Source organism: Serratia sp. DD3 (assembly GCF_000496755.2).
Map to the genome: position 1 here is coordinate 17,199 of NZ_AYKS02000090.1, position 19,603 is coordinate 36,801.

A 19,603-nucleotide genomic window follows, 5' to 3' on the forward strand; every position below is an offset into this window, starting at 1 on the left:
TACAACAAAAAGCCCTGGCTAGGGTAGCCAGGGCTTTAATCAGTCACTATTCAAACAACTGTGTTAACAAAGAATGTAACTTATTCCTCGTCGCTACCACTCAGGCTGCCTGCATTCAGTAACTCAGCCAAGTTTGCTGTTGCTTCTTCCGCGCTAACCTGCGCAACAACAGGTACCTCACCTTGTGCTTTACGGCGCATACGATCCTGGTGATAAGCGTAACCGGTACCGGCTGGGATCAGACGGCCCACAATCACGTTCTCTTTCAGACCGCGCAGTTCATCACGTTTACCGGCAACCGCCGCTTCAGTCAGAACACGCGTCGTTTCCTGGAATGATGCAGCAGAGATGAAGGACTCGGTCGCCAAGGAAGCCTTGGTAATACCCAGCAGATCACGTGAGAAGGTCGCCGAGATCTTACCATCAGCTTCTAACTGACGGTTGGCAATCTTGATACGTGATACTTCAGCCTGTTCGCCTTCCAGGAACTCAGTGCCGCCCGCACTAACGATGGTACCTTTACGCAGCATCTGACGAACGATAACTTCAATGTGCTTATCGTTAATCTTAACGCCTTGCAGACGATAAACTTCCTGCACTTCGTTAGTAATGTAGCGGGTAACCGCATGCACACCACGCAGACGCAGAATATCGTGTGGAGACTCAGGGCCGTCAGAAACAACGTCACCACGTTCCACGATTTCGCCTTCAAATACGTTGAGCTGACGCCATTTCGGAATCATCTCTTCGTAAGCGTCACTGCCATCCAATGGTGAGATAACCAGACGGCGTTTGCCTTTGGTCTCTTTACCGAACGAGATAATCCCGCTGATTTCAGCAAGAATTGCCGGTTCTTTCGGACGACGAGCTTCAAACAGATCAGCTACGCGTGGCAGACCACCGGTAATATCCTTGGTACCGCCAGATTCCTGTGGAATACGCGCCAAGGTATCACCCGCACCGATCTGAATGCCGTCTTCCAACTGTACAATCGCTTTACCTGGCAGGAAGTATTGAGCTGGCATATCTGTACCAGGGATCAACACGTCGTCACCTTTAGCATCAACGATTTTCAGTGCTGGGCGCAAATCTTTACCACTACCGGTACGCTCTGCACTATCCAGTACCACCAGTGAAGACAAGCCGGTCAGTTCGTCGGTCTGACGAGTAATGGTCTGGCCATCAACCATATCAGCGAAGCGGATGAAACCACTCACTTCAGTGATAACTGGCATGGTGTGCGGATCCCAGTTTGCGACAGTTTCGCCACCGCTAACCTCAGCACCGTCACCTTTACCCATCACTGCACCGTAAGGCACTTTATAACTTTCTTTGGTACGGCCAAATTCGTCGATCAGCTTCAACTCGGTGTTACGTGAAGTAATCACCAGTTTACCGACTGCATTCATAACGAACTTCACATTACTCAGCTTCAGGCTACCTTTATTCTTCACCTGGATGCTGGATTCTGCTGCCGCACGCGATGCCGCACCACCGATGTGGAAGGTACGCATCGTCAGCTGTGTACCCGGCTCACCGATAGACTGAGCCGCGATAACACCAATCGCTTCACCTTTGTTGATAATGTGGCCACGTGCCAGGTCACGACCATAGCAGTTAGCACACACGCCAAAATCAGTTTCGCAACTTACTACAGAACGGACTTTAACGCTGTCAACGGAGTTCTCTTCTAACAGATCACACCATTTTTCATTCAACAGGGTGTTACGTGGTACCAGAATATCCGCCGTACCCGGCTTCAATACTTCTTCTGCCGTCACACGACCCAGTACACGCTCACGCAGTGGTTCTTTAACATCACCACCTTCGATAACCGGTGTCATCATGATGCCGTTATGGGTACCACAGTCATCTTCAGTCACCACCAGATCTTGCGCTACGTCAACCAGACGACGCGTCAGATAACCGGAGTTTGCTGTTTTCAGTGCGGTATCCGCCAAACCTTTACGAGCACCGTGTGTTGAGATGAAGTACTGGAGTACGTTCAAACCTTCACGGAAGTTCGCCGTGATTGGCGTTTCGATGATTGAGCCATCGGGTTTCGCCATCAAGCCACGCATACCCGCCAACTGACGGATCTGAGCAGCAGAACCACGAGCACCGGAGTCTGCCATCATAAAGATGCTGTTAAAGGAAACTTGTTGTTCCACCACACCATCACGGTTAACCACATCTTCAACCGACAGATTTTCCATCATCGCTTTAGCAACACGTTCGTTCGCTGCAGCCCAGATATCGATCACTTTGTTGTAGCGCTCACCTGCCGTTACCAAACCAGACTGGAACTGCTCCTGGATCTCGGCAACTTCGGTTTCAGCTTCTTCAATGATCTCTGCTTTTTTCGCTGGGATCACCATGTCATCGATACCGACTGATGCGCCTGAACGGGCAGCATAAGCAAAACCGGTATACATGATCTGGTCAGCGAAGATAACCGTCGGCTTCAAGCCCAGGATGCGGTAACAGGTGTTCAGCATCTTGGAGATCGCTTTTTTGCCCAAAGACTGGTTAACGATCGAGTACGGCAGACCTTTCGGTACAATCATCCACAGGATGGCACGACCGATGGTGGTATCAATAATCGAAGTCTGCTGAATTGTTTCACCTTCGACCTGTTTGATCTCTTCTGTAATACGCACTTTGACACGTGCATGCAGAGAGGCCAATCCGGCACGATAAACACGTTCCGCTTCTTTCGGACCCGTCAGAACCATGCCTTCGCCTTTGGCGTTAACACAGTCACGAGTCATGTAGTACAGACCCAATACCACGTCCTGAGAAGGAACGATGATTGGCTCGCCGTTCGCTGGTGACAGGATGTTATTGGTTGACATCATCAATGCACGCGCTTCCAACTGAGCTTCCAGCGTCAGCGGTACGTGCACAGCCATCTGGTCACCATCGAAGTCGGCGTTATAGGCCGCACAAACCAGTGGGTGCAACTGGATGGCTTTACCTTCGATCAGAATCGGTTCAAACGCCTGGATACCCAAACGGTGCAGAGTTGGAGCACGGTTAAGCAGTACCGGGTGTTCGCGGATAACTTCGTCCAGGATATCCCAAACGACAGCTTCTTCACGCTCAACCATTTTCTTGGCAGCTTTAATGGTCGTTGCCAACCCACGCAGTTCCAACTTGCCATAGATAAACGGTTTGAACAGCTCCAGTGCCATTTTCTTCGGCAGACCGCACTGATGCAGACGCAGGTATGGACCTACGGTGATAACAGAACGACCAGAGTAGTCAACACGTTTACCCAACAGGTTCTGACGGAAACGCCCCTGCTTACCTTTGATCATATCGGCCAAAGATTTCAGCGGACGCTTGTTGGAACCGGTGATCGCACGGCCACGACGGCCGTTATCCAGCAACGCATCGACGGCTTCTTGCAACATACGCTTTTCGTTGCGCACGATGATATCTGGTGCAGCCAGATCCAGCAGGCGTTTCAGACGGTTGTTACGGTTGATCACCCGGCGATACAGATCGTTCAGATCTGAAGTCGCGAAACGACCGCCATCCAACGGAACCAGTGGACGCAGATCCGGTGGCAGTACTGGCAACACGGTCAGGATCATCCACTCTGGTTTATTACCAGACTGTACGAACGCTTCCAGCAGCTTGATACGCTTGGTCAGCTTCTTGCGCTTGGTTTCTGAATTGGTTTCATTCAACTCTTCGCGCAGTTGCTCACATTCAGCTTCCAGATCCATGTTTTTCAACAATGCCTGAATAGCTTCAGCACCCATCTTGGCGTCGAACTCATCACCAAACTCTTCCAGTGCATCGAGATACTGCTCTTCAGTCAGGATCTGACGACGCTCGAGGTTGGTCATACCGCCTTCAACCACCACGTAGGATTCGAAGTACAGTACACGTTCGATATCGCGCAGTGGCATATCCAGCAACAAACCGATACGTGATGGCAGCGATTTAAGGAACCAGATATGCGCCGTAGGGGAAGCCAGTTCGATGTGCCCCATACGCTCACGGCGTACTTTGGTCTGGGTCACTTCAACACCGCACTTCTCACAGATCACACCACGATGTTTCAAGCGCTTGTACTTACCGCACAGGCACTCATAATCTTTTACCGGCCCAAAAATACGGGCACAGAAAAGGCCGTCACGCTCAGGTTTGAACGTACGGTAGTTAATGGTTTCCGGCTTTTTAACTTCACCGAACGACCATGAACGGATCATATCTGGCGATGCCAGAGCGATCTTGATTGCATCAAACTCTTCGGACTTGGTTTGTGCTTTCAGAAACTTTAATAAGTCTTTCACGGATTGGCTCCTGTCGGAGTTAAACCTGTTGGGTGTGCGCTGACAAAGCGCTCACCCGTGTGACCTGAACAACCACCCTCTGGCTCCCTAAGGTCTGGAGCCAGAGCTGGAGTGACGATTACTCGTCTTCCAATTCAATGTTGATACCGAGCGAGCGGATCTCTTTCAACAGTACGTTGAACGATTCCGGCATGCCTGGTTCCATACGGTGATCGCCATCCACGATGTTTTTGTACATCTTGGTACGCCCGTTGACGTCATCAGACTTAACGGTAAGCATTTCCTGCAAGGTGTAAGCGGCACCATAAGCCTCCAGTGCCCACACTTCCATCTCACCGAAGCGCTGACCACCGAATTGTGCCTTACCACCCAGAGGTTGCTGAGTAACCAAGCTGTAAGAACCGGTAGAACGAGCGTGCATTTTATCGTCAACCAAGTGGTTCAGTTTCAGCATGTACATATAGCCAACAGTAACCTGGCGCTCAAACTGCTCACCAGTACGGCCATCAAACAGCGTAATCTGACCGGAGGTCGGGATACCGCCCATTTCCAGCAATTGTTTGATTTCAGTCTCTTTCGCACCATCAAAGACTGGAGTAGCGATAGGCAACCCTTTCTTCAGGTTTTCTGCCAGACGCATCACTTCGTCATCAGAGAAGGTGGACAGATCGACTTTTTGGCAAACATCATCGCCTAGATCATAAGCTTTCTGGATGAATTCACGCAGTTTGGCCACTTCCTGTTGCTGCTTGAGCATTTGGTTGATCTTGTCACCAATGCCCTTGGCAGCCATACCCAGGTGAGTTTCCAGGATCTGACCAATGTTCATACGTGATGGAACGCCCAGTGGGTTAAGGACGATGTCAACCGGCGTGCCGTTTTCATCGTATGGCATATCCTCGATCGGATTGATCTTGGAGATAACACCCTTGTTACCGTGGCGACCCGCCATCTTATCACCCGGTTGAATCTGACGCTTAACGGCCAGATAAACCTTAACGATTTTCAGCACGCCTGGTGCCAAATCATCACCCTGAGTGATCTTACGACGCTTGGCATCCAGCTTCTTCTCAAAGTCAGATTTCAGTTCGTCATACTGCTCTGCCAACTGTTCCAGTTGGTTTTGCTTATCTTCGTCCGTCAGGCCCAGCTCCAACCAGCGATCACGTGGCAGTTTGCTCAGCTTCTCGGCTTCGATACCGCCAGCAACCAGAACGGCGTGGATACGTGTGAACAGGCCAGCTTCCAGGATCTGCAGTTCTTCAGTCAGGTCTTTTTTCGCCTGCTTCAACTGCATCTCTTCGATTTCCAACGCACGCTTGTCTTTTTCCACACCATCGCGGGTAAAGACTTGCACGTCGATGACCGTACCGGAAACACCGTTAGGAACACGCAGAGAAGAGTCTTTAACGTCAGACGCTTTCTCACCGAAGATGGCACGCAGCAGTTTCTCTTCTGGCGTCAGTTGGGTCTCACCTTTCGGTGTTACCTTACCAACCAGAATATCACCACCGGTCACTTCCGCACCGATATAGACAATACCGGACTCATCCAGCTTGGAGAGTGCCGCTTCACCCACGTTAGGGATGTCAGCAGTGATCTCTTCTGGCCCCAGTTTGGTGTCACGAGACACACAAGCCAGTTCCTGGATGTGGATAGTGGTAAAGCGATCTTCCTGTACTACACGCTCAGAGACCAAAATGGAGTCTTCGAAGTTGTAGCCATTCCACGGCATGAACGCAACACGCATGTTCTGGCCCAATGCCAGCTCACCCAAGTCCGTTGACGGGCCATCTGCCAGCACGTCACCACGTTCGATAGGTTCACCCAGATTCACACATGGCATCTGATTGATACAGGTGTTCTGGTTGGAACGGGTGTATTTGGTCAGGTTATAAATATCGATACCGGCTTCACCTGGATACATCTCGTCTTCGTTAACTTTGATAACGATACGGGAAGCATCCACGTACTGAACGACACCACCACGCTTGGCTACGGCAGTAACACCGGAGTCAACCGCTACAGCACGTTCCATCCCGGTGCCCACCAGTGGTTTGTCTGCACGCAGGGTTGGTACCGCCTGACGTTGCATGTTCGCACCCATCAAGGCACGGTTGGCGTCATCATGCTCCAGGAATGGAATCAACGATGCACCTACAGAAACCACCTGCTGGGTCGATACGTCCATGTAGTCAACCTGGTCACGGCTAAACAGGCTTGATTCGCCTTTGCTACGACAGGTGACCAAGTCTTCTTCGAAGCGGCCTTCATCATCCAGGTTGGAGTTCGCCTGGGCGATAACGAAGTTGCCTTCTTCAATGGCAGACAGGTAATTGATTTCATCGGTAACGATGCCGTCACGCACGCGGCGGTATGGCGTTTCCAGGAAACCATATTCGTTGGTCTGTGCATACACTGACAACGAGTTGATCAGACCGATGTTTGGCCCTTCTGGCGTTTCGATTGGACACACACGACCATAGTGAGTCGGGTGTACGTCACGGACTTCAAAGCCGGCACGTTCACGAGTCAAACCGCCTGGGCCCAATGCAGAGATACGACGCTTGTGCGTAATCTCAGACAACGGGTTGTTCTGGTCCATAAACTGAGAAAGCTGGCTGGAACCAAAGAACTCTTTCACCGCCGCAGAGATTGGCTTGGCGTTGATCATGTCCTGAGGCATCAGAGTATCCAGATCCCCCAGTGACAAACGCTCTTTCACCGCACGTTCAACACGCACCAGACCGACACGGAACTGGTTCTCGGCCATTTCGCCAACGGAACGGATACGACGGTTGCCCAAGTGGTCGATATCGTCCACTTCGCCTTTACCGTTACGGATATCAATGAGCTTCTTCATCACTTCAATGATGTCGTCTTTGCTCAGGATGCCCGAACCTTCGATCTCGTCACGCAACAGAGAACGGTTGAACTTCATCCGGCCAACCGCAGAGAGATCATAACGATCTTCAGAGAAGAACAGGTTCTCAAACAGAGTTTCTGCTGCTTCACGTGTTGGTGGTTCACCAGGACGCATCATGCGGTAGATTTCTACCAACGCACTTAAACGGTCACTGGTGGGGTCGACACGTACAGTTTCAGAGATATAAGCGCCGTGATCCAAGTCATTGGTGAAGAGTGTCTCGATTTGTTTGTGACCAGACTGGCTCAATTTAGCCAGCAGATCCAGGGACATCTCCATATTGGCGGCACAGATCAGCTCACCCGTATTGGTATCGATATAATCTTTCGCAACCACTTTGCCAGCAATGTACTCTACTGGCACTTCAATACTTTGAATCTCGTCTTTTTCAAGCAGCCGGATATGGCGGGCAGTGATACGGCGGCCTTTCTCAACGTAGATTTTACCGTTGGCTTCAATATCGAAAGAGGCGGTTTCACCACGCAGACGCTCAGGAACCAGCGCCATCTGCAGCTTGTTGTCGCGGATCTCGAAAAGGACTTTTTCAAAGAACAAGTCGAGGATCTGCTCGGTGGTGTAGTTCAGTGCACGCAGAATAATGGTCGCTGGCAATTTGCGGCGACGGTCAATACGCACAAACAGGTTGTCTTTCGGGTCGAACTCGAAATCCAGCCATGAACCACGGTAAGGAATAATACGTGCGTTATAGAGTACTTTACCCGAAGAGTGGGTTTTCCCCTTATCGCTGTCAAAGAACACACCTGGGCTACGATGCAACTGAGAGACGATAACGCGCTCAGTACCATTGATGACAAAGGTCCCATTTTCAGTCATGAGCGGAATTTCGCCCATATAGACTTCTTGTTCCTTGATGTCTTTGACCGTGCCTTCAGGTGCTTCGCGTTCGTAGACAACCAGGCGCAGTTTTACACGCAGCGGTGCAGAATACGTCACGCCACGGATCTGGCACTCTTTGACGTCGAACACCGGCTCGCCAAGACGGTAGCTAACGTATTGCAGCTCCGAATTGCCACTGTAGCTCTGGATAGGGAAAACTGAACGGAATGCGGCTTCTAAGCCGTATTGCCCTTCTGGATCTTGCTCGATAAACTTCTGGAACGAGTCAAGCTGGATAGAAAGGAGATAAGGTATGTCCAGTACTTGTGGACGCTTACCAAAATCCTTACGAATACGTTTTTTCTCGGTATAGGAGTAAACCATAGGGTTCCTCAGCTCGCTGGAAAGTCGAACCATTCTGTCCGTCCGATTAGGACAGTTCGTGCAACACCGTTTTTCGATCAGAAAGTAGAAAATACTTTCCCCAAAATCTGTTGCTATCACGCTTAAACCATTTCATTGCGTCTTCCCCCAGAACTCCTGGGTGAGCAAAGCCGCAGTATATTAAGTCATCAATAGAAACAAACATTGGTAGGCAAAACCAGCAGCCAAACAGTGAGAAACGCTACTGGGCCCTACAGCGCAAAAAGGCTGGTGACTATTTAGTCACCAGCCACCAGCCTAAAAGACTAGGCTGCAACTAGAAAAATTGGCTTATTTAACTTCAACTTCCGCGCCAGCTTCTTCCAGAGATTTTTTCAGAGCTTCAGCGTCATCTTTGCTCACGCCTTCTTTCAGAGCGGCTGGAGCAGATTCAACCAGATCTTTAGCTTCTTTCAGACCCAGGCCGGTAGCGCTACGTACTGCTTTGATAACAGCAACTTTGTTAGCGCCTGCAGCTTTCAGGATAACGTCAAACTCAGTTTTTTCTTCAACAGCTTCAGCTGGGCCAGCAGCAACAGCTACAGCGGCAGCAGCAGAAACGCCGAATTTTTCTTCCATAGCAGAAACCAGTTCAACAACGTCCATTACAGACATAGCAGCAACGGCTTCCAGGATTTGGTCTTTAGTGATAGACATAGCAATTGTTCCTAAAATTCAGAAATAGTTTAAATACGTTAGCAAAGGCTAAGAAAGAGTGGCTTAAGCCGCTTCTTTCTGATCGCGCAGAGCAGCCAAAGTGCGAACCAGTTTGCCGGCAGCGGCTTCTTTCATGGTTGCCATCAGGCGTGCGATTGCTTCATCGTAAGTAGGCAGCGTTGCCAAGCGGTCGATTTGTGCCGCAGGGATCAGCTCACCTTCAAAGGCCGCAGCTTTAACCTCGAACTTTGCATTCGCTTTCGCGAACTCTTTGAACAAACGAGCAGCTGCGCCCGGGTGCTCATGAGAGAATGCAATCAAGGTAGGACCGACAAACGTGTCTTTCAGGCATTCGAATGGAGTGCCTTCAACTACGCGACGCATCAGAGTGTTACGAACAACACGCATGTAAACGCCAGCTTCACGACCTGCTTTACGCAGTTCAGTCATTTTATCTACAGTAACGCCACGGGAATCCGCAACAACCGCAGACAGCGCGCCTTTGGCCACTTCGCTGACTTCAGCAACAATCGCTTGTTTGTCTTGAAGATTTAATGCCATTAGCTTTTTGCTCCTGGATTAGCCGGGGAATATCCCCGGAACTCACTTCACTCAACATCCGAAAAACATCGGCTATTGAGCGGCTTAACACGGTGAGCAGAATCCAGAAAAGACCATTCTTTATGAAAAGAAAAATTTCTTTAGGCTCTGTCACCGTCTACGCAGGAAGGATTAAGTATCTTGCGATACACCTGCGGTCTTGGACGGAGGCCTGGATAGGCCAGGCTCCAACCGAAAATCTGTTGTTCCACATCAAGCAGAACATTGGGGCAAGGATTCTAGACTAATCCTTGCCCCAAGTCAAAGCGATAATCGCAAGCGATTAGTTTGCTGCAGCAGACAAACCGCTTTGATCGATAGCAACACCCGCACCCATGGTGGTGGAGAGGCTAACTTTCTTGATATAAATACCTTTCGCCTGTGATGGTTTTGCTCTCTTCAACGCAACCAGCAGAGATTCCAGGTTTTCTTTCAGCTTGTCTGCGTCGAAATCAACCTTGCCGATAGTGGTGTGGATGATACCGTTTTTATCGTTACGATAACGAACCTGACCTGCTTTAGCATTTTTCACTGCTTCAGCAACGTTCGGTGTAACAGTACCCACTTTCGGGTTTGGCATCAGACCGCGTGGCCCCAAAACCTGACCCAGTTGGCCAACAACGCGCATTGCATCTGGAGAAGCAATAACCACGTCGAAGTTCATTTCGCCTTTCTTGATCTGATCAGCCAGATCTTCCATACCTACCAGCTCTGCACCGGCAGCTTTTGCTGCTTCAGCATTAGGGCCTTGGGCAAATACGGCGACACGAACGCTACGGCCAGTACCGTGTGGCAGCACAGTAGCACCACGAACGTTTTGGTCTGATTTACGAGCATCGATGCCGAGGTTAACAGCAACGTCAACGCTTTCTACAAATTTAGCGGTAGCCAGCTCTTTCAGCAGGGCAACAGCTTCAGTGATGTCGTACTGTTTAGTCGCATCAACTTTCTCACGGATCACGCGCATGCGCTTGGTCAGCTTAGCCATTTCTTAACCCTCCACTACCAGGCCCATGGAACGAGCAGTACCTTCGATGGAGCGAATCATCGCTTCAACATCAGCACCAGTCATATCCGCAGCTTTGGTTTCTGCGATTTCACGAACCTGCGCACTCGTCACTTTACCAACTTTGTCTTTGTTCGGCTTGCCAGAACCAGACTTGATACCAGCCGCTTTTTTCAGCAGAACAGCCGCTGGCGGGGTTTTGGTAACGAAGGTGAAAGAGCGGTCAGAATAAACGGTAATAACAACAGGAATCGGCAGACCTTTTTCAATGCTGTCAGTTTTAGCATTGAACGCCTTACAGAATTCCATGATGTTAACACCTTGCTGACCCAGAGCTGGACCAACAGGTGGACTTGGGTTAGCCATACCAGCTGAAACTTGCAGCTTAACGTAGGCTTGTACTTTCTTGGCCATTGAAATTTCCTCGTATGGGTAGTATCGCCTCTTAAGAGGCTCCCCGTGTTTCGCCCCGCTCCATGCCCGTCGTCAATCAAACTACAGGGTTGTTGGCTACTTTCGCTCACCCTAGTCACATAGTTAGCTATGTTCCTAGGGATTCTCTCGATTGCCGCCTACCTGCAACTTGATTGAACTTGAGCATAAAAGCGAGACATCTAAAAACAAAAGGCGCGGAATTGTAGTGCAATTCCACGCCTATGACAAGTAGCAACCCCACTTGCCGTGCTGATTAATTGATCAGCCTTTCTCTACCTGGCTGAAATCCAATTCCACCGGTGTCGCTCGACCAAAGATGGAAACAGACACTTTCAGGCGGCTCTTCTCATAATCCACTTCTTCAACAACCCCGTTGAAGTCAGCAAATGGACCATCATTAACACGCACCAGCTCACCCGGTTCAAACAGCGTTTTCGGACGTGGTTTATCCCCAACCTGCTGCAGGCGGTTCATAATCGCATCCACTTCTTTATCGCTGATCGGTGCTGGACGATCAGAAGTCCCACCGATGAAGCCCATCACACGAGGAACACTACGTACCAAGTGCCAACTGGCGTCATTCATCACCATCTGAACCAATACATAACCAGGGAAGAACTTACGCTCACTCTTGCGACGTTGGCCACCACGGATCTCAACCACTTCTTCCGTGGGCACCATGACTTCGCCAAACAGCTCTTCCATATCATGCAATTTGATATGCTCACGTAGCGATTGAGCTACGCGACCTTCAAAGCCAGAAAACGCCTGAACGACGTACCAACGTTTTTTTGGGGCTTCCGACATTTTAGAACCTCAGGCCAGTAATAAACGATACCAGACGGACCAGAATACCATCCAGGCCCCACAAAATCAGTGACATAACGGCTGTTACCGCAGCAACGATCAACGTGGTGTGTAGCGTTTCCTGACGAGTTGGCCAGATCACCTTACGTACTTCAATACGCGCTTCGCGTGCAAACGCAACTGTCGCTTTGCCCTTATTGGTCATCAACGCCACTACACCAGCAACGGCAATAATCACCACAACTGCCAATGCGCGCAATGGCAGGCTGTACTCACGGAAGTAGTTATTACCGACAATAGCCACAACCAATAGAACGACGACGATCAACCACTTGGTCACTTCCAGGCCACGCCCGCTGCCATGTGCCTCGGTATTCGCACTCATAAACCAACCTGTCACTAATGATTCAATCAAACAACTTTGCCTCATTATACGAGGCAAACCAAACCGAACAGGTGCCAACTCACAGCACCCCGGTGTTTCACGCCATGACATATTTCAGTCAATGCGGCTTAAGAGCCCATCTCACCAAGGATTACCACTGCAAAATCGCTGATGAGATAGGTTCTAGTTTAAAGCGTACAAAAAGGGCATCAAATGATGCCCTTTTCGCTATGTCGCGTCAAATATTATCCGCAATTAAGCGATAACTTTGGCAACAACACCTGCACCAACGGTACGGCCACCTTCACGGATTGCAAAACGCAAACCGTCATCCATCGCGATTGGGTGGATCAAGGTCACTTTCATGTTCACGTTGTCACCTGGCATCACCATCTCTACGCCTTCTGGCAGTTCGATGGTACCGGTTACGTCAGTTGTACGGAAGTAGAACTGTGGACGGTAACCTTTAAAGAATGGGGTGTGACGACCACCTTCTTCTTTGCTCAGGATATACACTTCTGAATCGAACTGAGTGTGCGGCTTGATTGAGCCTGGCTTGGCCAGAACCTGACCACGCTCGATATCTTCACGCTTGATACCACGCAGCAGAACACCCACGTTCTCACCAGCACGACCTTCGTCCAGCAGTTTGCGGAACATTTCAACACCGGTACAGGTTGATTTCACGGTATCCTTGATACCGACGATTTCAACTTCTTCACCCACCTTGATGATGCCGCGCTCTACACGACCGGTAACTACAGTACCACGGCCAGAAATAGAGAATACGTCTTCGATTGGCAGCAGGAATGGCTTGTCAATCGCACGCTCTGGTTCTGGAATGTAAGAATCCAGGAAGCCAGCCAGTTCGATGATCTTCGCTTCCCACTCTGCGTCGCCTTCCAGTGCTTTCAGCGCTGAACCACGAATCACTGGCAGGTCATCACCAGGGAAATCATAAGCAGACAGAAGCTCACGAACTTCCATTTCTACCAGTTCCAGCAGCTCTTCATCATCAACCATGTCACACTTGTTCATGAATACGATGATGTAAGGAACGCCAACCTGACGACCCAGCAGGATGTGTTCACGAGTCTGAGGCATTGGGCCATCAGTTGCTGCCACAACCAGAATAGCGCCGTCCATCTGAGCAGCACCGGTGATCATGTTTTTCACATAGTCGGCGTGCCCTGGGCAGTCAACGTGTGCGTAGTGGCGAGTCGGGGTATCATATTCAACGTGTGAAGTGTTGATGGTGATACCACGTGCTTTTTCTTCTGGTGCGTTATCGATCTGATCGAAAGCACGTGCATTACCGCCGTAGGTTTTAGCCAGAACGGTGGTGATTGCAGCTGTCAGAGTGGTTTTACCATGGTCAACGTGGCCGATAGTACCGACGTTAACGTGCGGTTTTGTACGTTCAAATTTTTCTTTAGACATCGATTGTCCCTCTAAGACACGGATAAATCGGTGGTATCACCACATCAACCAAGCATTTGCTTGTTGGATCCAACACAGAAAAAATCAGGGGACGAGGATTTAAGAAGTGGTGCTGATAGGCAGATTCGAACTGCCGACCTCACCCTTACCAAGGGTGCGCTCTACCAACTGAGCTATATCAGCACATCTTGGAGCGGGCAATGGGAATCGAACCCACATCATCAGCTTGGAAGGCTGAGGTAATAGCCATTATACGATGCCCGCATCCTGGAACTCGGCTACCTAATTTTTCTGTAGAATTTACAGGTTATGGTGGGAGAAGGATTATTCGTCGCTTGTTCCTCACCTTTCGGACCAAGCTGCGCAACTTATCTGGCGCTGCTTGACTCGAAGCTTACTGAAGGTTTTCACCTTCCCCAAATCATGTTCATAATCAGAATCATCATTTGAGATAAGTTCTGATTGAAAATCGGATTTGGTGGTGGGGGAAGGATTCGAACCTTCGAAGTCTGTGACGGCAGATTTACAGTCTGCTCCCTTTGGCCGCTCGGGAACCCCACCTGATTTTAACTATTGTACTTGATGGTGCCGGCTACCGGAATCGAACTGGTGACCTACTGATTACAAGTCAGTTGCTCTACCTACTGAGCTAAGCCGGCATCAAGTGCAGCGCATTCTAGGTAGAGCTGACGGGCTATGCAACTAAAAAATTGCATTCTATGCACTACCGCTCATAAATCAGCCAATTCATGGCTGCTATTGGCTATTTTTCTCACAGCTCGAACAAGAATTCATCAACTGCAGAATCAGGCTTAAACAAATTTCGTTGTTTTACCCACATTCCCACCAGAGCATAGCGGCAAACAATCACGCTAAAAACAATTGAGATCGAGTACGATGCTCCAAAAGAGGGCAATACGTTTATCGGGCATATTCATTACATAGTTAATAGACATACCGTGCAGGAGGGTGAAGAACATGGCCAAGGCCAACATGGTCAGTCGAATGAGCCTAACAAGCTATGATTCCAGGCAAAAGCGACATTGAATGCTCATATTGGCGCAGTTATTGCTTAAGTCATGACTTTTTATGCAGGAATATGGCCAGTGAAAATAATCATGCTCAATTCAGTCACTCTCCCTTTCTACTGTGGAGAACTGGCGCACCTACTGATGGATGCAGTCACTCATGGTGCTTCTGTTGGTTACAATTCGAACCTTCGCCATGAAGAAGCAGAGAATTATTTCCAGTCACTTCAGCCAACACTAGCAAATGGGATGCGACTTTTATGGGTCGTCATGCACAACAATGAGGCAATTGGCACTGTGCAACTTGAACTATGCCAAAAACCAAACGGCAGTAATCGGGCCGAAATACAAAAACTCCTCGTCCACAGCAAGGCTCGCCGCCATGGTGTCGGCCGGGCACTAATGAAAACACTGGAAATGACCGCGCGGAGTCTGCGTCGCGGCCTGCTTTATCTGGATACTCAAGCAGGATCCGCTGCGGAAAATTTGTATCACTCATTAGATTACTGTCGTCTTGGTGAAATACCTGATTACGCTACTACCCCCGACGGCCTTTATCACCCGACGGTGATTTATTATAAGCGACTGTTTAATTTCGATTTATCTTCAAATTACATGATCAACTAAGCACTATTCTGCCAGTCGATATCATGGCAGGTTTAAGTACGGGTTAAGGAATGCACGCCATCCAGCGTCCTATCACTTGAGCATAAATACGCTCTCTATCGATAACATTTGCAAAAAAAGCTACGCCAAAAAAGAAGCTATCTATAATATGCAGTTTGTTTATTATCTGGAGTTGGCGCACTGCGCTTTTCCTAACCTGCGTTAACGGGCAGAATTTGGCTTATGATGATAAAAAGAGATCCATGTTTAGCAACACCTTATCTTCAGTTTGATCGTACCCAATGGGCAGCACTGCGAGATTCAGTACCACTGACGTTATCAGAAGAAGATATTGTTAAACTCAAAGGGATTAACGAAGATCTCTCCTTAGAAGAAGTCGCGCAAATCTATTTACCGCTTTCGCGACTACTGAACTTCTATATCAGCTCTAACCTACGCCGTCAGGCTGTTCTGGAACAGTTCCTGGGAACTGATGGGCAACGCATACCTTATGTAATTGGCATTGCGGGTAGTGTCGCTGTGGGTAAAAGTACTACTGCACGCTTGTTGCAGGCGTTATTGAGCCGTTGGCCAGAACATCGCAGTGTGGAGCTGATCACCACCGATGGCTTCTTGCACCCAAACAAGGTGCTCAATGAACGCGGTCTGATGAAGAAAAAAGGGTTCCCACAATCCTACGATATGCATAGCTTAGTAAAATTCGTCTCAGAGGTTAAATCTGGCGCGAAACATGTTACTGCTCCAGTATATTCTCATCTGATCTATGATATCGTGCCGAGAGATCATAAGGTCATTGAACAACCCGACATTCTCATTTTGGAAGGGTTGAATGTTCTGCAAAGTGGAATGGATTACTCACATGATCCTCATCGGGTATTTGTTTCCGACTTTGTTGATTTCTCAATCTATGTCGATGCCCCAGAAGATTTATTGCAAACGTGGTATATCAACCGCTTTCTGAAATTCCGCCAAGGTGCTTTCTCTAATCCAGATTCTTATTTCCATAACTATGCAAAATTACCAGAAGAGGAGGCAGTTAATATTGCCGCTCAGTTATGGAGTGATATCAATGGGTTAAATTTAAAACAAAATATCCTGCCAACTCGTGAAAGAGCCAGTTTGATCATGACAAAAAGTGCCAATCACGCAGTAGAAAGTGTCCGATTGCGCAAATAGTCAACGATAGTGACCCAATAAATGTCCCTCAGTAGAAGGCTTACCCATAAGCCTTCTACTGAGGAGACTATGGTAAATAGCCAGCGAATCGCATCCTGACCAATCTCCTGCTTGGTCACCTTCTGACTGCAGCTTATATAAAGCTGGAATATCATTCAGCGCTGCGCAAAGATATTTCACCACCAATGAAAGGTTTAATTACGCCATCTTGCTCAAGTAACAATGCGCCTTGCTGATCAATTCCCCTGGAGATGCCTAAAATCTGCTGATCACCAATTAAAAGTTTAACTGGTCGATCGATAAAATTATCCAAGTCACGCCAACGAGAAATAAATGGTGCCAATCCTTCTACTTCGAATAGTCGTAAAGAATAACGTAGCTCGTTGAGTAACTTTGCTGCTAATTCATTGCGATCAATATTAATTCCCGCTTCCTGTAAGTTAATCCAGCGCTGATCAATTGAATTAGCATTCGTCTCACGCATCGCCAGATTAATACCCGCCCCCATAACCAATTGAGCAGCATCCCCCGTCTTACCGGTTAATTCAACTAGGATCCCTGCCAACTTGCGATCATCAAGATATAAATCATTTGGCCACTTAACGCGTACTTTTTCTGCCCCTAGCCGCTGTAGTACCTCAGCCATCACAATACCAATGACCAGACTTAATCCCATCGCAGCGGCAGGACCTTGTTCAAGCCGCCAAAACATGGACAAATAAAGGTTGCTACCGAAAGGAGATACCCATTGCCGCCCACGCCGCCCACGCCCTGCCTGCTGATACTCTGCAATACAAGCATCGCCAGAGGTCAATTCTTTTATTCTATCCAACAGGTATTGATTTGTTGAGTCAACGACTGGCAATACCGTTACCCGCTTATCATCTAACAGATTCAGGATACGTTCGACATCCAGCAGCTCAAGTGCCACAGGCAGGCTATAGCCCTTGCCTGGTAGCGTGAATACATCCAATCCCCATTCACGAATCGTCTGGATATGCTTGTTAATCGCCGCTCGGCTCATTCCAAGAGATTCCCCTAGATACTCACCGGAGTGAAACTCACCATCGGCGAGTAATGAAATGATCTTCAAGGGTACTTTGGTATCCTTCATGACAACACCTCAATCGCATCCACTTCACCGGTGGCAGCAATAAAGCGCACTTCGGGTTCTAACCAGATATCAAACTTAGATGCCACGGTATTGCGCACATGCCGTGCTAACGCAACCAGGTCCTGACTGCTGGCATTACCTGTATTAACCAATACCAATGCCTGCTGCCGATGTACTGCGGCCCCACCAATCTGATAACCCTTTAACGAACATTGATCGATAAGCCAACCAGCAGCCAGTTTCACTTGCCCATCTGACTGTGGGTAATGCGGCATTGATGGGTATTGGGTAAGTAGTTCATTAGCGACATCGCCACTCACCTGGGGATTTTTAAAAAAACTGCCTGCATTGCCCATCACTCGTGGATCTGGCAATTTAGTACGCCGGGTAGCACACACCGCATCATAGACTTGCTGTGGCGTTACCGTCTGCGGATCCAGTTTGCTGAGCTCACCGTAATTGAGCTGAGGACACCATTGTTTGCTAAGTCGAAAGCCAACACCCACGATCGCAAAACCCTGTTTAAATTCATGCTTAAAAACACTTTCTCGGTAACCAAACTCACAGCGCTGTGGATCCATGCGATCAATCTCACCAGTGGTCAGATTTAACAGATCAACATACTCACACACTTGCCTCAGTTCCATACCATAGGCACCAATATTTTGAATCGGTGCAGAACCTACTAATCCCGGGATCAGCGCAAGATTTTCCAAACCTGGAATGCCACATTCAATGGTATGCTTGACCAAATGATGCCAGTTTTCCCCTGCACCAACATGAAGATACCAGGCGTCTTGCTCTTCCCTGATCTCAATGCCTTTTAGTTCGTTGATCACGACAGTGCCAGCAAAATTTTCTAAAAACAGCATGTTACTACCCTCTCCTAATACCAGGAAGGGTTCCTGCCGCTTTTGTGCCTTCTGCCAGGCCTTAATCATCATTTCAATCTGTTCTGCAATAACTAAATGCGCTGTGTTGACCGGGAGCGCAAATGTATTGTAGTTCTTTAAAGACGCGCTTTCAGTAGACATGTTTTAATTACTCTCACTTAATAAACTTTCATCTAGTCTACTCGATTCGTCGCCAATGGCTATTATTTGTTTTTGTCAGCGAGATTTTTGTTGTCATTTAATAATGACGACCTATTCCGTTCAATGAATACATATATAAATCATATTGATATAGTATTAATTTTATCTATAAGAAAATGAATATAAATTAAATAAATATTAATTATAAGTATCAATATAGGGTTAGAAGTATAGAATCAAAAATCTGGTGAATATTATCGAGAAAAATCTCAGTCCTAAATCGAGTCAGACTCATTTTATCATACACAGCAAAAAGCCCCACGCTTGCGCACGGGGCTTTCTACTTGTTTGGATGCCTGGGTGCCTAACAGTATTCGTCTCACCCTGAGACTCCCTGTGGGGCCACCGTCAACGGCGTTCCCCTCAGTTCCCTATTCCGCAATGGCTTGAATCAGAGAAGCGATAACTGTTTTATAAAAAAACACAAAAGCAAAAAGCCCCATGCTTGCGCACGGGGCTTTCTACTTATTTGGATGCCTGGCAGTGTCCTACTCTCACATGGGGAGACCCCACACTACCATCGGCGCTACGGCGTTTCACTTCTGAGTTCGGCATGGGATCAGGTGGGACCACCGCGCTAAGGCCGCCAGGCAAATCAGGTTTCAGGTCACAGGCAACAGGTTTCAGTTAATCCACCTCACCCCTATGCACCTCAAAATCTTTGTTGCTCTCATCTTCAATCTGTAGAACAAGCTGATTATCGCTATCTCTCTACCCGATATCCTGGTATCAGGTCAAAAC

At 48.5% G+C, this 19,603-nt stretch carries 13 protein-coding genes, 4 tRNA genes, 1 rRNA gene and 1 other RNA gene; 2 read left to right on the forward strand and 17 right to left on the reverse strand.

Annotated features, from left to right (window positions below; genetic code table 11):
• Positions 1–80: 80 nt before the first annotated feature.
• The 14 genes from rpoC to IO95_RS18150 all read right to left on the reverse strand — a co-directional run bounded on the left by rpoC (position 81) and on the right by IO95_RS18150 (position 14,482).
• Complete coding sequence (gene rpoC, locus IO95_RS18085; RefSeq protein ID WP_023490708.1) at positions 81–4,307, reverse strand: DNA-directed RNA polymerase subunit beta'; 4,227 nt, start codon at positions 4,305–4,307, stop codon at positions 81–83.
• 118 nt (positions 4,308–4,425) lie between these two features.
• On the reverse strand, positions 4,426–8,454 hold the full coding sequence (rpoB, locus tag IO95_RS18090) for a DNA-directed RNA polymerase subunit beta (RefSeq protein WP_023490707.1): 4,029 nt from the start codon (positions 8,452–8,454) through the stop codon (positions 4,426–4,428).
• Positions 8,455–8,784: 330 nt separating this feature from the next.
• Positions 8,785–9,150 (reverse strand): 50S ribosomal protein L7/L12, encoded by a 366-nt coding sequence (rplL, locus tag IO95_RS18095; protein WP_023490706.1) that lies wholly within the window; start codon positions 9,148–9,150, stop codon positions 8,785–8,787.
• 63 nt (positions 9,151–9,213) lie between these two features.
• A complete protein-coding gene (gene rplJ, locus IO95_RS18100) occupies positions 9,214–9,711 on the reverse strand; it encodes a 50S ribosomal protein L10 (protein WP_023490705.1) in 498 nt (165 codons plus the stop codon).
• 322 nt (positions 9,712–10,033) lie between these two features.
• Entirely contained in the window at positions 10,034–10,738 is a 705-nt protein-coding gene (gene rplA, locus IO95_RS18110; protein WP_023490704.1) for a 50S ribosomal protein L1, read from the reverse strand.
• Positions 10,739–10,741: 3 nt separating this feature from the next.
• Positions 10,742–11,170, reverse strand: a complete 429-nt coding sequence (gene rplK / locus IO95_RS18115) for a 50S ribosomal protein L11 (RefSeq protein ID WP_023490703.1) — start codon at positions 11,168–11,170, stop codon at positions 10,742–10,744.
• Positions 11,171–11,452: 282 nt separating this feature from the next.
• A complete protein-coding gene (nusG, locus tag IO95_RS18120) occupies positions 11,453–11,998 on the reverse strand; it encodes a transcription termination/antitermination protein NusG (RefSeq protein WP_004929914.1) in 546 nt (181 codons plus the stop codon).
• Position 11,999: 1 nt separating this feature from the next.
• Positions 12,000–12,383 carry a preprotein translocase subunit SecE gene (secE, locus tag IO95_RS18125; protein WP_023490702.1) on the reverse strand — a complete coding sequence of 128 codons (384 nt, stop codon included), beginning with the start codon at positions 12,381–12,383 and terminating at the stop codon, positions 12,000–12,002.
• 255 nt (positions 12,384–12,638) lie between these two features.
• Complete coding sequence (gene tuf / locus IO95_RS18130) at positions 12,639–13,823, reverse strand: elongation factor Tu (RefSeq protein ID WP_037386461.1); 1,185 nt, start codon at positions 13,821–13,823, stop codon at positions 12,639–12,641.
• A gap of 107 nt (positions 13,824–13,930) precedes the next feature.
• A tRNA-Thr gene (locus IO95_RS18135) sits at positions 13,931–14,006 on the reverse strand.
• A 6-nt stretch (positions 14,007–14,012) separates the two neighbouring features.
• A tRNA-Gly gene (locus tag IO95_RS18140) sits at positions 14,013–14,087 on the reverse strand.
• Positions 14,088–14,130: 43 nt separating this feature from the next.
• A non-coding RNA gene (locus IO95_RS24335) (RtT sRNA) lies at positions 14,131–14,254 on the reverse strand.
• Between the two features lie 45 nt (positions 14,255–14,299).
• Positions 14,300–14,384 (reverse strand) — tRNA-Tyr (locus IO95_RS18145).
• A gap of 22 nt (positions 14,385–14,406) precedes the next feature.
• Positions 14,407–14,482 (reverse strand) — tRNA-Thr (locus tag IO95_RS18150).
• A gap of 447 nt (positions 14,483–14,929) precedes the next feature.
• Between IO95_RS18150 and IO95_RS18155 the strand changes: the two genes are divergently transcribed.
• Entirely contained in the window at positions 14,930–15,478 is a 549-nt protein-coding gene (locus IO95_RS18155; protein WP_023492854.1) for a GNAT family N-acetyltransferase, read from the forward strand.
• A gap of 225 nt (positions 15,479–15,703) precedes the next feature.
• Positions 15,704–16,654, forward strand: coding sequence for a type I pantothenate kinase (gene coaA, locus IO95_RS18160; protein WP_037386471.1), 951 nt, complete (start codon positions 15,704–15,706; stop codon positions 16,652–16,654).
• Positions 16,655–16,805: 151 nt separating this feature from the next.
• Here coaA and birA read toward each other — a convergent pair whose 3' ends face one another.
• The 3 genes from birA to rrf form a co-directional block, all read right to left on the reverse strand.
• Complete coding sequence (gene birA / locus IO95_RS18165) at positions 16,806–17,768, reverse strand: bifunctional biotin--[acetyl-CoA-carboxylase] ligase/biotin operon repressor BirA (RefSeq protein ID WP_023491904.1); 963 nt, start codon at positions 17,766–17,768, stop codon at positions 16,806–16,808.
• Positions 17,765–18,802, reverse strand: coding sequence for a UDP-N-acetylmuramate dehydrogenase (gene murB, locus IO95_RS18170; RefSeq protein WP_037386465.1), 1,038 nt, complete (start codon positions 18,800–18,802; stop codon positions 17,765–17,767). Before murB ends, birA begins: the two co-directional genes overlap by 4 nt.
• 535 nt (positions 18,803–19,337) lie before the next feature.
• A 5S ribosomal RNA gene (gene rrf / locus IO95_RS18175) occupies positions 19,338–19,453 on the reverse strand.
• Positions 19,454–19,603 lie beyond the last annotated feature (150 nt).

Excerpts from the sequence above, each read along its gene's own strand:
- rpoB (WP_023490707.1), bottom strand. The coding sequence starts at position 8,454 with ATGGTTTACTCCTATACCGAGAAAAAACGTATTCGTAAGGATTTTGGT.
- rplL (WP_023490706.1), bottom strand. The coding sequence starts at position 9,150 with ATGTCTATCACTAAAGACCAAATCCTGGAAGCCGTTGCTGCTATGTCT.
- rplJ (WP_023490705.1), bottom strand. The coding sequence starts at position 9,711 with ATGGCATTAAATCTTCAAGACAAACAAGCGATTGTTGCTGAAGTCAGC.
- rplA (WP_023490704.1), bottom strand. The coding sequence starts at position 10,738 with ATGGCTAAGCTGACCAAGCGCATGCGCGTGATCCGTGAGAAAGTTGAT.
- rplK (WP_023490703.1), bottom strand. The coding sequence starts at position 11,170 with ATGGCCAAGAAAGTACAAGCCTACGTTAAGCTGCAAGTTTCAGCTGGT.
- nusG (WP_004929914.1), bottom strand. The coding sequence starts at position 11,998 with ATGTCGGAAGCCCCAAAAAAACGTTGGTACGTCGTTCAGGCGTTTTCT.
- secE (WP_023490702.1), bottom strand. The coding sequence starts at position 12,383 with ATGAGTGCGAATACCGAGGCACATGGCAGCGGGCGTGGCCTGGAAGTG.
- tuf (WP_037386461.1), bottom strand. The coding sequence starts at position 13,823 with ATGTCTAAAGAAAAATTTGAACGTACAAAACCGCACGTTAACGTCGGT.
- coaA (WP_037386471.1), top strand. The coding sequence starts at position 15,704 with ATGATAAAAAGAGATCCATGTTTAGCAACACCTTATCTTCAGTTTGAT.
- birA (WP_023491904.1), bottom strand. The coding sequence starts at position 17,768 with ATGAAGGATACCAAAGTACCCTTGAAGATCATTTCATTACTCGCCGAT.
- murB (WP_037386465.1), bottom strand. The coding sequence starts at position 18,802 with ATGTCTACTGAAAGCGCGTCTTTAAAGAACTACAATACATTTGCGCTC.